The sequence below is a fragment of the Acinetobacter sp. BHS4 genome (assembly GCF_018454425.1).
Lineage (GTDB): Bacteria > Pseudomonadota > Gammaproteobacteria > Pseudomonadales > Moraxellaceae > Acinetobacter > Acinetobacter pittii.
Genome location: NZ_CP075323.1, coordinates 814,684 through 828,127, shown reverse-complemented (window position 1 = coordinate 828,127; position 13,444 = coordinate 814,684). Strand labels below are relative to the sequence as shown.

General features: G+C 39.0%; 9 protein-coding genes. 1 reads left to right on the top strand and 8 read right to left on the bottom strand.

Annotated elements, in window-relative coordinates; translation table 11 throughout:
* Positions 1 to 336 precede the first annotated feature (336 nt).
* The 3 genes from KIP84_RS04065 to KIP84_RS04055 form a co-directional block, all read right to left on the bottom strand.
* Positions 337 to 1,839, bottom strand: a complete 1,503-nt coding sequence (locus KIP84_RS04065) for a cation:proton antiporter (RefSeq protein WP_002116022.1) — start codon at positions 1,837 to 1,839, stop codon at positions 337 to 339.
* A gap of 237 nt (positions 1,840 to 2,076) precedes the next feature.
* Positions 2,077 to 2,976, bottom strand: coding sequence for a neutral zinc metallopeptidase (locus KIP84_RS04060; RefSeq protein ID WP_068565716.1), 900 nt, complete (start codon positions 2,974 to 2,976; stop codon positions 2,077 to 2,079).
* Positions 2,977 to 3,003: 27 nt separating this feature from the next.
* Complete coding sequence (locus tag KIP84_RS04055) at positions 3,004 to 3,933, bottom strand: DUF808 domain-containing protein (RefSeq protein WP_014207473.1); 930 nt, start codon at positions 3,931 to 3,933, stop codon at positions 3,004 to 3,006.
* A gap of 207 nt (positions 3,934 to 4,140) precedes the next feature.
* Here KIP84_RS04055 and trpS point away from each other — a divergent pair, with 207 nt between their 5' ends.
* On the top strand, positions 4,141 to 5,154 hold the full coding sequence (gene trpS / locus KIP84_RS04050; RefSeq protein WP_213689365.1) for a tryptophan--tRNA ligase: 1,014 nt from the start codon (positions 4,141 to 4,143) through the stop codon (positions 5,152 to 5,154).
* 406 nt (positions 5,155 to 5,560) lie between these two features.
* Here the strand turns inward: trpS and sucD are convergent, their stop codons facing one another.
* From sucD to KIP84_RS04025, 5 genes are all read right to left on the bottom strand, one after another.
* Positions 5,561 to 6,451, bottom strand: coding sequence for a succinate--CoA ligase subunit alpha (gene sucD / locus KIP84_RS04045; RefSeq protein WP_000114637.1), 891 nt, complete (start codon positions 6,449 to 6,451; stop codon positions 5,561 to 5,563).
* Between the two features lie 14 nt (positions 6,452 to 6,465).
* Entirely contained in the window at positions 6,466 to 7,632 is a 1,167-nt protein-coding gene (gene sucC, locus KIP84_RS04040; protein WP_001048573.1) for an ADP-forming succinate--CoA ligase subunit beta, read from the bottom strand.
* A 147-nt stretch (positions 7,633 to 7,779) separates the two neighbouring features.
* Positions 7,780 to 9,213, bottom strand: coding sequence for a dihydrolipoyl dehydrogenase (gene lpdA / locus KIP84_RS04035; protein WP_002116053.1), 1,434 nt, complete (start codon positions 9,211 to 9,213; stop codon positions 7,780 to 7,782).
* 61 nt (positions 9,214 to 9,274) lie between these two features.
* On the bottom strand, positions 9,275 to 10,471 hold the full coding sequence (gene odhB / locus KIP84_RS04030) for a 2-oxoglutarate dehydrogenase complex dihydrolipoyllysine-residue succinyltransferase (protein WP_005064561.1): 1,197 nt from the start codon (positions 10,469 to 10,471) through the stop codon (positions 9,275 to 9,277).
* Positions 10,471 to 13,311, bottom strand: coding sequence for a 2-oxoglutarate dehydrogenase E1 component (locus KIP84_RS04025; RefSeq protein WP_039763331.1), 2,841 nt, complete (start codon positions 13,309 to 13,311; stop codon positions 10,471 to 10,473). The genes odhB and KIP84_RS04025 overlap by 1 nt, the downstream gene beginning before the upstream one ends.
* Between the last annotated feature and the right edge of the window lie 133 nt (positions 13,312 to 13,444).

The following is a 13,444-nucleotide window of genomic DNA, read 5'->3' as shown; positions in this document are numbered from 1 at the left end:
AACACTTTAAAATAAAAAAAACAAATACTAAAGTACCTAAAGAAAAAATTTTAATTAATAGAAATTATATATAAGTCTTAGTTAAGTTTTTCTTATGTTAATTTAATGAAAAATCACATTAAACGTTTTATATATAAAACAAATTTATTATTTTACTATTTACCATTTGTTGAAAAATCATTTAATTAAAATATTCATATAACAATTATTAATATCTTAATAAAATAAAATATATTATTAATGATATATATAGAAAAAAAAGGCTTTAGGTAATATTTTACTATTACACTAAAACCTCATTTTTAAATATCTTATAAATTTTAAAACTATTTATATTTAGAAATTATCTGGACTCTCAAATCTTTTTACTTCTTGTAACTTATTCGGGTCATGCATTGTCGCAATTCCATCCTCAGTTTTTTGGTCTACAAGAATATCTGGATTATAAACGGTGATTGTTTCTCTACCCAGCGCATCCTCCCCCACAATATACTGAAAACCTCTTCGGTTCATCTTATGGCACAACCTTTGATAGAAGCCTTTTAAGCCTTCAGTTTCTTCGTTGGGGTTGTAATAAAAAGCATTCATCACAGCTGGTAAGCCTAGGCCGCACACAATCCCTGATAACAATACACTAATAAATGTATATCCAATCAGGATACTACTATAGGGACTTAAGGCAGGGATATTGGCTACTGCCAAAATCAATGCAAGTGAAATTCCTCCTCGTACCCCACCCCAAGATAAAATAGTCAAACTACCGTTGTAGCTTTTAGTTCTACGCATTGTGGGGAAAAAAGCGAAAGCCATAAAGTTGGCAGCAAAACGAGAAATATGAAGAATAAAGAATGCAACAATACCGCCTAAAATCAGGCTAAAGTTTAGATCAAGAATAAATAACTCTAAGCCAATTAAAGTAAATAAGAATGAGTTAATGATTCCTTCTACTGTATGCCAAAAATGATTAACTTCTTGAATCTCTCGCTCTTCTCGTATTTCCTTCCATTTGTTTCCAACAATTAAACCGCCAATTACACAAGCAATCGGTGCTGATGCATGCGCAAACAAAGCAACCAAATATGCTCCACTTGCAAGTAAAGCTGTTGTTAAAATCAGGGACTCCATTTCATGTTTACCACGTAATAGACGCAACACCCCTACCCCAAATGCCCAACCAATCCCGACGGCGACAACAATTTCATAAAGTAGAGCTTCTAATGTCGCCACTAATGAAAAATGTTCACCCTGTAAAACATTAAGTAAAGTCATAAACAATGCAATACACATTGCATCATTAAATAATGATTCACCTTCTAACTTAACAATTAAATGATGTGGTGCTCGAATCGAACTAAGTACACCTTTAATACCAATTGGGTCTGTTGCCCCTAAAGCTGCACCTAAAAGTAACAGCACCAGAATTGGCACATGATATCCAACCAGTAATTGGAATCCGTAAAGTAAACTGCCAAATAATACGGCGCAAAGTACTAAGGCAATTGTTGCCAAAATACTAATTTGCTTCCAATAACTTTTTAGATCTGAAATTTTAAATTTGAGTGCAGAAGAAGTTAGAATAAAACAAATAACACCATTAATTAAAAAATCATAAAAATCGATATGACGTACAGCTTCTTCAATATTATGAATGTTAATGGTAATAAACTGGTTACCGTTTAGTAGGCTGGCACCCCACTGTAGAATAAAGACAAAAATTGCTGAGACCAGAGGAACACCAATCGCCTGTGGAAAGCCTAAAATACGCTTATTAAAGATCGTGGTTGCAATTGATAGTGCAAAAACCACTGTAAAAGCTTGTAATAGAAAAAAATTACCCATGAATACCCTTCTTCTGGGTCAACGACCAAATAAACAACTTTGCTAGATCGACCAAACTTAATAAAAAGCTGACATAAACAATGCCATAATCATAAAAAACAGAAATTAGGACACAAGTTTACCGAATTGATTGAACAATCTATCAATCTGTTAAATTTCTTAACATTATTTATAGTTATGATCTGAAAAAAGATGAGCTTATTAAATTATGTTTAACAAGACTCATCCTACAAAATTTTAAACTGGATTATTAAAAGTATCACATTGATTAATATCACCAGTTTTTAAACCAACCTGAAACCAATGCATTCGCTGCTCACTACTACCATGAGTAAAGCTATCTGGAACAACCTGACCCGTAGAGCGCTTCTGTAAATAATCATCTCCAATTTTTTGAGCAGCATCCATCGCTTCTTCAATGTCACCTTGCTCTAAAAATTGAGTTCGCTGTTGATTATGACTCGCCCAAATACCCGCTAAACAGTCAGCTTGCAATTCTTGACGAACAGATAATTGATTACCTTCTCTTTGGCTGACTTGTGCACGGGCTTGCTGTACTTGTGACGAAATACCCAGCAAGGTTTGAACATGGTGCCCTACTTCATGTGCAACCACATAAGCTTGTGCAAAATCCCCAGCTTGATCTTCTCTAGAAAGTTCAGTTTGGTTCTGCTCACCAGAAATTCCCATTTGCTGACGCATATCTTTAAAGAATTCTGTATCGATATAAACCTTTTGGTCTGCAGGACAATAAAATGGTCCCATGGCAGATTGAGCAGTACCACATCCTGACTGAACCATTCCACTAAACAATACTAATGTTGGTGGCGTATAGCTTTTACCTAACTGTTTAAATATAGGAGTCCAAGTATCTTCCGTATCAGCCAAAACCGTTCCAACAAAATCCGAGGCTTCTTTTTGCTCGGCCGTTAAACTTTCTGGCGCAGTTGCATTTGATTGTTGTGAAGCAGTAACTTGCTGCGTTGCTTGATAAGCCTGCTGTGGATCAACACCAAAGAACTTCCACGCAACAAATGCAACAACCAAACCAATAATACTGATACCGCCTGCTCTAACACCGCTACCACCTCGACGGTCCTCAACATTGCTACTAATTCGTCGACCTTTCCAGCGCATAATTTCCCTCTTCTTTTTAGAATGGCATCATGAACCCGATGCTTTTTTAGGCCACATTTTTTGTATTAAGCTCACAATTAATAGAACAATTGCACCTGCAACAAGTCCTATTCCAAAGTTAATCAATGTTGGTGTTAAAGCACCAATGATATTACCTACCGCTGGTATTGTTTCCACATGATCCACTGTGTCTTCAGTTAAGTGATGAAGCAATGGAATCGTATGATTAATAATCCCGCCACCCACTAAAAACATTGCAATAGTGCCCACGATTGAAAGTAATTTCATCAAAATAGGAGCAAAAGCTAATAGGCCTCGACCTATAGTTTGTTTAAATGAGGTCGACTGTTCTGTTAAATATAATCCCAAATCATCAATCTTAACAATCATACCAACTAGGCCATAAACGCCAATCGTCATCACAACTGCAATAACACTTAAAACGCTTACTTTGGTCATTAAAGTAGCCGTAGCAACTGTACCCAGCGTAATCACCACGATCTCAGCCGATAAAATAAAATCAGTTCTTACTGCGCCTTTTATTTTTTCTTTTTCAAAAGTTGCTAAGTCTAATTCTTCATTTTCAAGCTCTGCTTTTGCCTCCTCTGATGTAGAAGCTTTTTTATGCATAATGGTATGAAGAACTTTCTCTACTCCCTCATAACATAAAAATAGGCCTCCGAGCATTAATAGCGGATTAATAAGCCAAGGTGCAATCACACTAATTAACAATGCTAAAGGAACTAAAATAAGCTTATTAACAAATGAGCCTTTGGCCACCTTCCAAACAATAGGTAGTTCACGATCTGCGCGCACACCTGTTACTTGCTGAGCATTTAAGGCCAAATCGTCACCTAAAACTCCGGCAGTTTTCTTGGCAGCCATTTTGCTCATTAAAGCAACATCATCTAAAATTGTTGCTATATCATCTAGTAATAAAAGTAAGCCACTCGCCATTTCTTATCCAAGTTTGTATTTATTAAGCTATTGTAAGATGATTTTTTTGAATTTCTGTAATTTTACTGAATAAATTCACAATATTATTTTAAGAAAAGTTTCCCCAATCGCTGACGAAAAAAATTTATTTCCCGTACAATAATGCCAATCTTTTATATTACAGGGCTTACTACCCCTGATTAAGCCAATACGATAGTGGAATAAATAATGAGTAATGTTGATCAGCGTCCAATTATTTTGACAGGCGACCGCCCAACCGGACAACTTCATCTTGGGCATTTTGTCGGTTCTTTGCGTTCTCGTGTAGGTTTACAGGATAGCCATCATCAACATCTCTTATTAGCAGATGCACAAGCATTAACAGATAATGCAGATAATCCAGATAAAGTTCGTCGTAATATTCTAGAAGTTGCTCTAGATTATTTAGCTGTAGGCATTGATCCATCAAAAACCACCATTTGTGTTCAGTCTTGCTTGCCAGCACTCAATGAACTCACAATGCTCTATCTTAATTTTGTGACAGTTGCGCGTTTAGAACGTAACCCGACCATTAAATCTGAAATTCAAATGCGTGGTTTCGAGCGTGACATTCCAGCTGGTTTCCTCTGCTACCCTGTTGCACAAGCGGCTGACATTACTGCTTTCAAAGCAACTGTGGTTCCAGTGGGTGAAGATCAGATTCCAATGATTGAACAAACGAATGAAATCGTACGTCGAGTAAATCGCCAAATCGGTCAAGATCTTTTGCCTGAATGTAAAGCTTTGCTTTCTAATATGGCACGTCTACCTGGTTTTGATGGTAAAGCGAAAATGTCTAAATCATTAGGCAATACCATCGTTTTAAATGCTTCTGATAAAGACATTAAAAAAGCTGTTAATGCGATGTACACCGATCCAAATCACCTTCGTATTGAAGATCCAGGTCAAGTTGAAGGCAATATCGTATTTACTTATTTAGATGCATTTGATCCAAATAAAGAAGAAGTTGAAGAATTAAAAGCTCACTATCGTCGCGGTGGTCTTGGTGACGGTACGGTTAAAAAACGTCTTGAAGGTGTCTTAAAAGAGTTAATTACACCTATTCGTGAACGTCGCGAAGAACTTGCTAAAGATCCTGACTATATTATGGATGTTTTACGTCAAGGTACAGATAAGTGCCATCTTATTACTCAACAGACTTTAGACGAAGTTAAAGATGGCTTAGGTTTATTTAAATTTTAATCCTCTTTAGAAATTAAAAGCCCTTCGGGGCTTTTTTTATTAGATTCAATAATATTCATTTTTTAGAATTACTAATGTATTGATAGCCATTCACAGGCTTTTACCCTATTAACGTGAAGTAACACTTATTAACGCTAATAGCGATGAAGAATATCTTAACTTTATCTATTATCCTCTATGTAGGTTACATCATATGAGCCTCACGACATTTCTCCTTAAACCGAAACTGTTTTTACAGATTCGTTGTTCTACGCAATGATCACCCCAATCATTGCGTATTTTTTTGCCTAAAAATTTTATTTATGAATTAGCTATAATTATAAAAATTCTGATTTTTCTTTAATAAATAAAAAAGCACCGCATCATTTTTCAGATGCGGTGCTTTATAAGATTCAGGGTAAAGTGATTAAGCTAAACCTTTCTCTTTTAAAACTTGCAACATAGTTGAACCAAGCTCAGCTGGGCTACGAGTGTAAGCCATACCTGCTTTTTCAAATGCAGCGAATTTCTCTTCAGCAGTACCTTGACCACCAGAAATGATCGCACCAGCGTGACCCATACGCTTACCTTTAGGAGCAGTTACACCAGCAATGTAACCTACTACAGGCTTAGTCACGTTAGATTTGATGAATTCAGCAGCTTCTTCTTCCGCTGTACCACCGATCTCACCGATCATGATGATTGCATCAGTATCTGGATCGTCTTGGAATAATTGAAGCGCTTCGATTTGGTTCATACCTGGGATTGGGTCACCACCGATACCGATACAAGTAGACTGACCTAAACCAAGCTTAGTTGTTTGAGCAACAGCTTCATAAGTCAATGTACCTGAACGCGAGATGATACCAATACGACCTGGTTGGTGAATGTGACCAGGCATAATACCAATCTTACATTCACCCGGAGTGATCACGCCTGGACAGTTAGGACCAACTAAACGAGTACCGTTACCGTTAGTTTCTAAATAGCGTTTTGCTTTAAGCATGTCGATTGTTGGAACACCTTCAGTGATCACAACGATTAGGCCAACACCTGAATCAACCGCTTCAACGATTGAGTCTAAAACGAATGGAGCTGGTACATAGATTACAGATGCATCTGCATTTGTTTCACGTACAGCTTCTTTCATTGTGTTGAATACTGGTAAGTCAAGGTGAGTAGTACCACCTTTACCTGGAGTAACACCACCAACAACTTTTGTACCGTAGTCTAAAGCTTGTGCAGAGTGGAAAGTACCGTTTTTACCAGTAAAACCTTGTACCAATACTTTAGTGTCTTTATTAATTAATACGCTCATGATTGATACTCCCCTTACGCTTTAACTGCAGCTACAACTTTTTCTGCGGCATCAGACAAGCCGTTTGCAGAAATTAATTTCAAACCAGATTCATCAAGTAATTTAGCACCTAACTCAGCGTTGTTACCTTCTAAACGAACAACAACTGGAACAGTTACGTTTACTTCTTGAACCGCTGCAATAATCGCTTCAGCAATCATGTCACAACGTACGATACCACCGAAGATGTTGATTAAAACACCTTGTACAGATGTATCAGCAAGGATGATTTTGAACGCTTCGATTACGCGCTCTTTAGTTGCACCGCCACCAACGTCAAGGAAGTTTGCAGGCTGACCACCATAAAGTTTAATGATGTCCATAGTTGCCATTGCAAGACCAGCACCGTTAACCATACAACCGATGTTACCTTCTAAAGCAACATAGTTAAGATCAAATTCAGATGCTTTTAATTCACGCTCATTCTCTTGAGATTTGTCACGTAAAGCAGCAACTTTAGGTAAACGGTAAAGCGCGTTAGAGTCGATACCTACTTTCGCATCAACACATAAAATTTCGCCATTTTCACGAACTGAAAGTGGGTTAATTTCAAATAATGCAAAGTCATTTTCAACAAATGCTTGGTAAGCAGCTGTCATGATTTTTACAAATTGACCGATTTGCTTGTCTTTCAAACCTAAAGCAAACGCAACTTCACGTGCTTGGAATGGTTGTAAGCCAACTAATGGATCAACTTCAACTTTGATAATTTTTTCTGGAGTTTCTTCAGCAACTTTCTCGATTTCTACACCACCTTCTGTAGAAGCCATGAAAGTAATACGACGGCTAGAACGGTCTACAACCGCGCCCAAGTAAAGCTCACGCTCAACTGGATATACGTCTTCAGCAACAATGATGCTGTTTACTGGTTGACCATTTGCATCAGTTTGATACGTTACAAGACGAGTACCAATGATATTGTTTGCAAATTCGATAACGTCTTCTTTAGATTTTGCAACTTTAACGCCACCAGCCTTACCACGACCACCAGCATGAACTTGCGCTTTCATTACCGCGAATTTACCACCAAGCTGTTCAAATGCAGCAACTGCTTCGTCTGCATTGGTAGCCAAGATACCTTCTTGTACTGGCATACCATATTCTTTCAATAACGCTTTAGCTTGATACTCATGTAAGTTCATTTAGTTACCTACTTAACTTTGTTTGTTGTCTTCAATTTGCGCAACATTCTCATGTTACTTATGCAAATTGCTGTCTACGTCTTTCACCTTGATGCTTTTTTAATCACACCATCGAATGTGAAAAAGAGCGGAGAACCGCTCTTTATTTTATTTACGCTTACGTTGAATCGCATGAATTGCACGACCATCTACAGCAAGTGCAGCTTCATGAACAACTTCAGAGAATGTTGGATGACCAAATGTCATTAACTGAAGATCTTCAACAGAAGATACAAATTCAAGAGCGATCATACCTTGGTGTACGATATCAGATGCTGCAGGTCCAATAACATGCATACCTAATAAACGGTCAGTTTTTGCATCAGCAACAAACTTAACAAAACCAGCACCTTCACCCGCCGCTAAAGCACGACCATTTACAGCAAAACCGAATTGACCAGTTTTAACTTCATGACCTTTTTCTTTAGCTTGTTCTTCAGTTAAACCAACCCATGCCGCTTCCGGATGTGTATAGATAACAGAAATGATTGTGTCATAGTTCACTTGAGCTGCATGACCGTGAATACGCTCAACAGCCATTACACCTTCTTCCATTGCTTTATGAGCAAGCATTGGACCGCGAACCAAGTCACCAATCGCGTATACACCTTCTACAGAAGTTGCACAGTGATCATTTACTTCAACTAGACCACGTTCAGTCAATTTAATGCCTGAATCATCTGCCAATAAACCTTCTGCATAAGCTTTACGGCCTACACAAACGATTAATTTGTCAAAAGTCTGAGTTTTTTCTTCGCCGCCTTGAGTGTATTTAACAGTCACTTCACGACCATTAATTTCAGTACCAGAAACTTTAGCACCGATACGAATATCAAGACCTTGCTTAGTTAAAAGTTTTTGGTAGTCTTTTGCCAAAGCTTTATCAGCCATTGGTAAGAATGCATCCATTGCTTCAAAAACAACAACTTCAGCACCAAGACGACGCCAAACAGAACCAAGCTCTAAACCGATTACACCTGCACCAATTACACCTAAACGCTTAGGTACTTCTGGGAAGTTCAATGCACCAGTTGAATCAACAATAATATCTTGATCTACAGGAGCTACTGGAATATTTACAGGCACAGAACCAGACGCAAGAATAACGTATTTAGGTTCTAAAACTTGAGTTTCACCCTCATGAGAAACGAACTCAACTTTTTTACCAGCAAGTAATTTACCTGTACCTTTTAACCATTCAATGCCATTGCCTTTAAGCAATTGATCGATACCACCAGTTAATTGGTCAACAATTTTGTCTTTACGAGCAAGAAGCTTAGCAAGATCAAAATTCACTTCACCTGTAGTGATACCGTGATCAGCTAAGTGATGTACTGTATCTTCGTAACGGTGAGAAGAGTCAAGTAATGCTTTAGAAGGAATACAACCTACGTTTAAGCATGTACCACCTAAAGATGGCTTACCGTTGTGAATACGTTTTTCGATACAAGCGACTTTAAAACCTAGTTGAGCAGCACGAATCGCTGCTTCATAACCACCAGGACCACCGCCAATAACAACAAGATCAAATTGTTGAGACATTGTTTATCTCCATGGTCCGAGATAGAGGATCACTCTACCTCGGTAATATTATTCGAAGAAATTAAAGATCAAGGATGAGTTTAGCTGGCTCTTCTAACAATTCTTTGATTGCTACCAAGAAACCTACAGCTTCTTTACCATCGATCATACGGTGGTCATAAGAAAGTGCTAAATACATCATTGGCAAGATTTCAACTTGACCATTTACAGCCATAGGACGCTCTTGGATTTTGTGCATACCCAAGATACCAGTTTGTGGCTGATTCAAAATTGGAGTTGAAAGTAATGAACCGAAAGTACCACCGTTAGTGATTGTGAAAGTACCACCAGTCATTTCTTCGATAGATAATTTACCATCACGTGCTTTAGCAGCATATGCACCAATACCAGATTCAACTTCTGCATAGCTCATACGATCAGTATCACGTAATACTGGTACAACAAGACCGCGATCAGAAGATACTGCAACACCGATGTCATAGTAACCGTGATAAACGATATCGTCGCCATCAATTGAAGCGTTTACAGCTGGGTAGCGTTTAAGCGCTTCAGTTGCTGCTTTAACGAAGAATGACATGAAGCCTAAACGAGCGCCATGACGTTTTTCAAAAGCATCTTTATATTGCTTACGCAATTCCATGATTGGCTTCATGTTAACTTCGTTGAATGTAGTTAACATTGCAGTTTCTTGAGTTGCAGCAAGAAGACGCTCAGCTACACGCTTACGTAAACGAGTCATTGGAACGCGTTTTTCGATACGCTCACCAACAGCCACACTTAACGGAGTAACGTTAGCAGCTGGTTTAGCTTGATGGTTTGCAACATCTTCTTTAGTGATACGACCACCACGACCAGTACCTTGTACGTCAGCAGCAGCAATACCAGATTCAGTTAATGCTTTACGAACTGCAGGAGCTTGATCAGATACAGTTTCTGTACGCTCAACAACAGGCGCTGCACCAGCTTGAGTTTGAGCAACTGCTTGCTCTACTGCTGCAGGAGCAGCAGCTGCTGCACCAGCACCAGCTTCAAACTGAGCAATAACTTCGTCAGAAAGAACTGTATCGCCTTCATCTTTAATGATTGCAACTAAGCTACCATCAGCAGGAGCAACAACTTCTAAAACAACTTTGTCGGTTTCAATATCACAGATTACTTCATCACGTGATACAGGTTCACCCACCTTTTTGTGCCAAGTTGCGATGGTTCCATCTGCAACAGACTCTGGGAATACCGGTGCTTTAATTTCGGTTGCCATTATTGAGAATCTCCTGATTGTTCAGCTTCGATTGCCAATGCATCATTAATTAGCTGAGCTTGTTGTTTTGCATGCAAGTACGGTGAGCCACAAGCTGGTGCAGCAGAAGCTTCACGACCTGCAAAACTGATACGGATTTGTTTGCCAGATTTTAAGATATCGTCATATAAACGCGGTGCGATAAATAACCATGCGCCTTGGTTCTTCGGCTCTTCTTGTGCCCAAACAAGTTCTTTCACGTTTGGATATGCAGCCAAGATTTCCGCAAGACGTTGCTCTGGATATGGATACAACTGTTCAATACGTACAATTGCGACATTAGTTAAGTTTTGTTCACGACGTTTTTCAAGTAAGTCGTAATAAACTTTACCGCCACAAAGTACAAGACGAGTTACATCTGACTTGTTAATTTGATCGATTTCGTCAATTACAGTTTGGAATGAACCATTCGCAAGCTCTTCTAAAGTAGAAGTCGCAAGTTTATGACGAAGTAAAGATTTCGGTGACATTACAATCAATGGCTTACGAATTGGGCGTACAGCTTGACGACGTAATGCATGGAAAATCTGTGCAGGTGTCGTTGGAGTGATCACTTGCATGTTGTCTTCAGCACATAACTGTAAGAAACGTTCTAAACGAGCTGATGAGTGCTCTGGGCCTTGACCTTCGAAACCGTGCGGTAACAACATTGTTAAACCACAAACACGTTCCCACTTAGTCTCACCAGAAGCAATAAACTGGTCAATCACAACTTGAGCACAGTTTACGAAGTCACCAAATTGTGCTTCCCAAATAATCAAGCTCTTAGGAATTGTAGTTGCGTAACCATATTCGAATGCAAGAACTGCTTCTTCAGATAAAAGAGAGTCGTAAATCGCAAAACGTGGTTGGTTCTCTTTCACATGACAAAGTGGAATGTAAGTTGAACCATCAGCTTGGTTATGCAATTTCGCATGACGGTGTGAGAAGGTACCACGACCCACGTCTTCACCAGTAATACGAACTAGATAATCTTCATCTAATAAAGTTGCATAAGCTAAAGTTTCTGCTGCACCCCAGTTTAAAGGAGTTTCACCAGTTTGCATTTTTACGCGGTCTTCAATTACTTTTTGAACCTGACGCTGCATTACAAACCCTTCAGGAAGTTTGCTCATGCCCTCGCCTAATTCTTTTAAGCGATTTAAGTCAAATGAAGTATCCCAATCGTCTGTGTAGTCATGGCCCAAATATGGCGTCCAATCAACAAACATTTTGGTATTTGGTTCAAGAATCAATGCATTTGCTACATGATTACCCGCTTCTAAATCAGAACGGTAATCTTCAACCATTTGGTCTGCTTCAGCACGATCAAGTACTTTCTCTTGAACAAGTTGATCAGCATAAAGTGTACGAGTAGTCGCTTTCTTCGCAATTACTTGATACATCAATGGCTGTGTACCAGATGGCTCATCTGCTTCGTTATGCCCACGACGACGATAACAGAACAAATCGATAACAACATCTTTACGGAATTCGTGACGGAAATCATGTGCTAATTGAGTAGCAAAGATAACAGCTTCAGGATCATCGCCATTTACATGGAAAATTGGCGCCTGAATCATTTTAGCAACGTCTGTACAGTATTCTGTAGAACGTGCATCACGAGGATCAGAAGTTGTGAAACCTACTTGGTTGTTCACAATAATATGAACTGTACCACCAACCGTATAGCCACGAGTTTGTGACATCTGGAAGGTTTCCATATTCACGCCCTGACCTGCAAATGCCGCATCACCATGAACAATAACTGGTAAAACGTCATCACCGCCAATGTCTCTACGACGTACTTGACGTGCACGTACAGAACCTTCAACTACAGGACCAACAATTTCCAAGTGAGATGGGTTAAATGCTAATGCCAAGTGAACTTCGCCACCTGGAGTCATTACATTACTTGAGAAACCTTGGTGGTATTTAACGTCGCCAGAACCTTTTTTATGAATTGATTTACCTTCGAACTCACCAAATAAGTCCGCAGGGTTTTTACCCATAATATTCACAAGAAGGTTTAAACGGCCACGGTGTGGCATACCGATAACAACTTCTTTACAACCTACAGCACCAGCACGCTGAATAATCTCGTTTACCATAGGAATAAATGATTCGCCGCCCTCAACACCAAAGCGTTTAGCACCAACGTATTTATTACCAAGATATTTTTCAAGACCTTCAGCAGCAGTTAAACGCTCTAAGAAGCCTTTCTTTTGATCATTTGTGTAATTGAATTTACCACGGGCACTTTCAAGACGTTGTTGAATCCAACGTTTTTCTTTTGTGTCCACGATATGCATGTATTCAACACCGATCGAACCACAATAGATTGCTTCCATTGCTTCAATCATTTCAGCAAGCGTTGCTTCGCTTTTGCCGATTTCAAGATTGCCGGTATTAAATACAGTGTCTAAATCTGATTTGGTTAAACCGTGAGCTGAAAGATCTAAATCTGGAATCTCTTCACGCTTAGCAAGACCTAATGGATCTAATTTAGCTTTTTGATGTCCGCGATTACGATAAGCAGCAATAAGTTGTAAAACGCCAATTTGACGACGCTCATGCTCAGTACTTACAGTACTTTGTACAACAGGTTGAACACGGTTAGCATTACGTCCTAGTAATAGGAATTGCTCACGCACAGCGCTGTGTGGTTGGTCACCCTTTGGATATTTATCGAAATATTGGCGCCAGTCCTCAGCTACAGAGGTTGGGGAAGTCAGGTACTGCTCGTAAAGTTCTTCAATATACGCTGCACTATCAGCGGAAAGTTCAGTGTCAAGACGCAATGCGTCAGCAACTTCTTGCATTTGTGGACCCATTTCCTATTGCAAAAAATATTACAGGCTGCCTTTTAAGCACACCCATGATGCATAATGCCAAATTGGTAAAAAAGGCATTACTTACCCAACAGGTCTTCAAGACCATGGGGCGTCATACTAC

What these genes read in the sequence shown, in the direction of transcription:
- odhB (WP_005064561.1), bottom strand. Translation starts at nt 10,471, where the DNA reads ATGGCAACCGAAATTAAAGCACCGGTATTCCCAGAGTCTGTTGCAGAT.
- trpS (WP_213689365.1), top strand. Translation starts at nt 4,141, where the DNA reads ATGAGTAATGTTGATCAGCGTCCAATTATTTTGACAGGCGACCGCCCA.
- sucD (WP_000114637.1), bottom strand. Translation starts at nt 6,451, where the DNA reads ATGAGCGTATTAATTAATAAAGACACTAAAGTATTGGTACAAGGTTTT.
- KIP84_RS04025 (WP_039763331.1), bottom strand. Translation starts at nt 13,311, where the DNA reads ATGCAAGAAGTTGCTGACGCATTGCGTCTTGACACTGAACTTTCCGCT.
- KIP84_RS04055 (WP_014207473.1), bottom strand. Translation starts at nt 3,933, where the DNA reads ATGGCGAGTGGCTTACTTTTATTACTAGATGATATAGCAACAATTTTA.
- sucC (WP_001048573.1), bottom strand. Translation starts at nt 7,632, where the DNA reads ATGAACTTACATGAGTATCAAGCTAAAGCGTTATTGAAAGAATATGGT.
- KIP84_RS04065 (WP_002116022.1), bottom strand. Translation starts at nt 1,839, where the DNA reads ATGGGTAATTTTTTTCTATTACAAGCTTTTACAGTGGTTTTTGCACTA.
- KIP84_RS04060 (WP_068565716.1), bottom strand. Translation starts at nt 2,976, where the DNA reads ATGCGCTGGAAAGGTCGACGAATTAGTAGCAATGTTGAGGACCGTCGA.
- lpdA (WP_002116053.1), bottom strand. Translation starts at nt 9,213, where the DNA reads ATGTCTCAACAATTTGATCTTGTTGTTATTGGCGGTGGTCCTGGTGGT.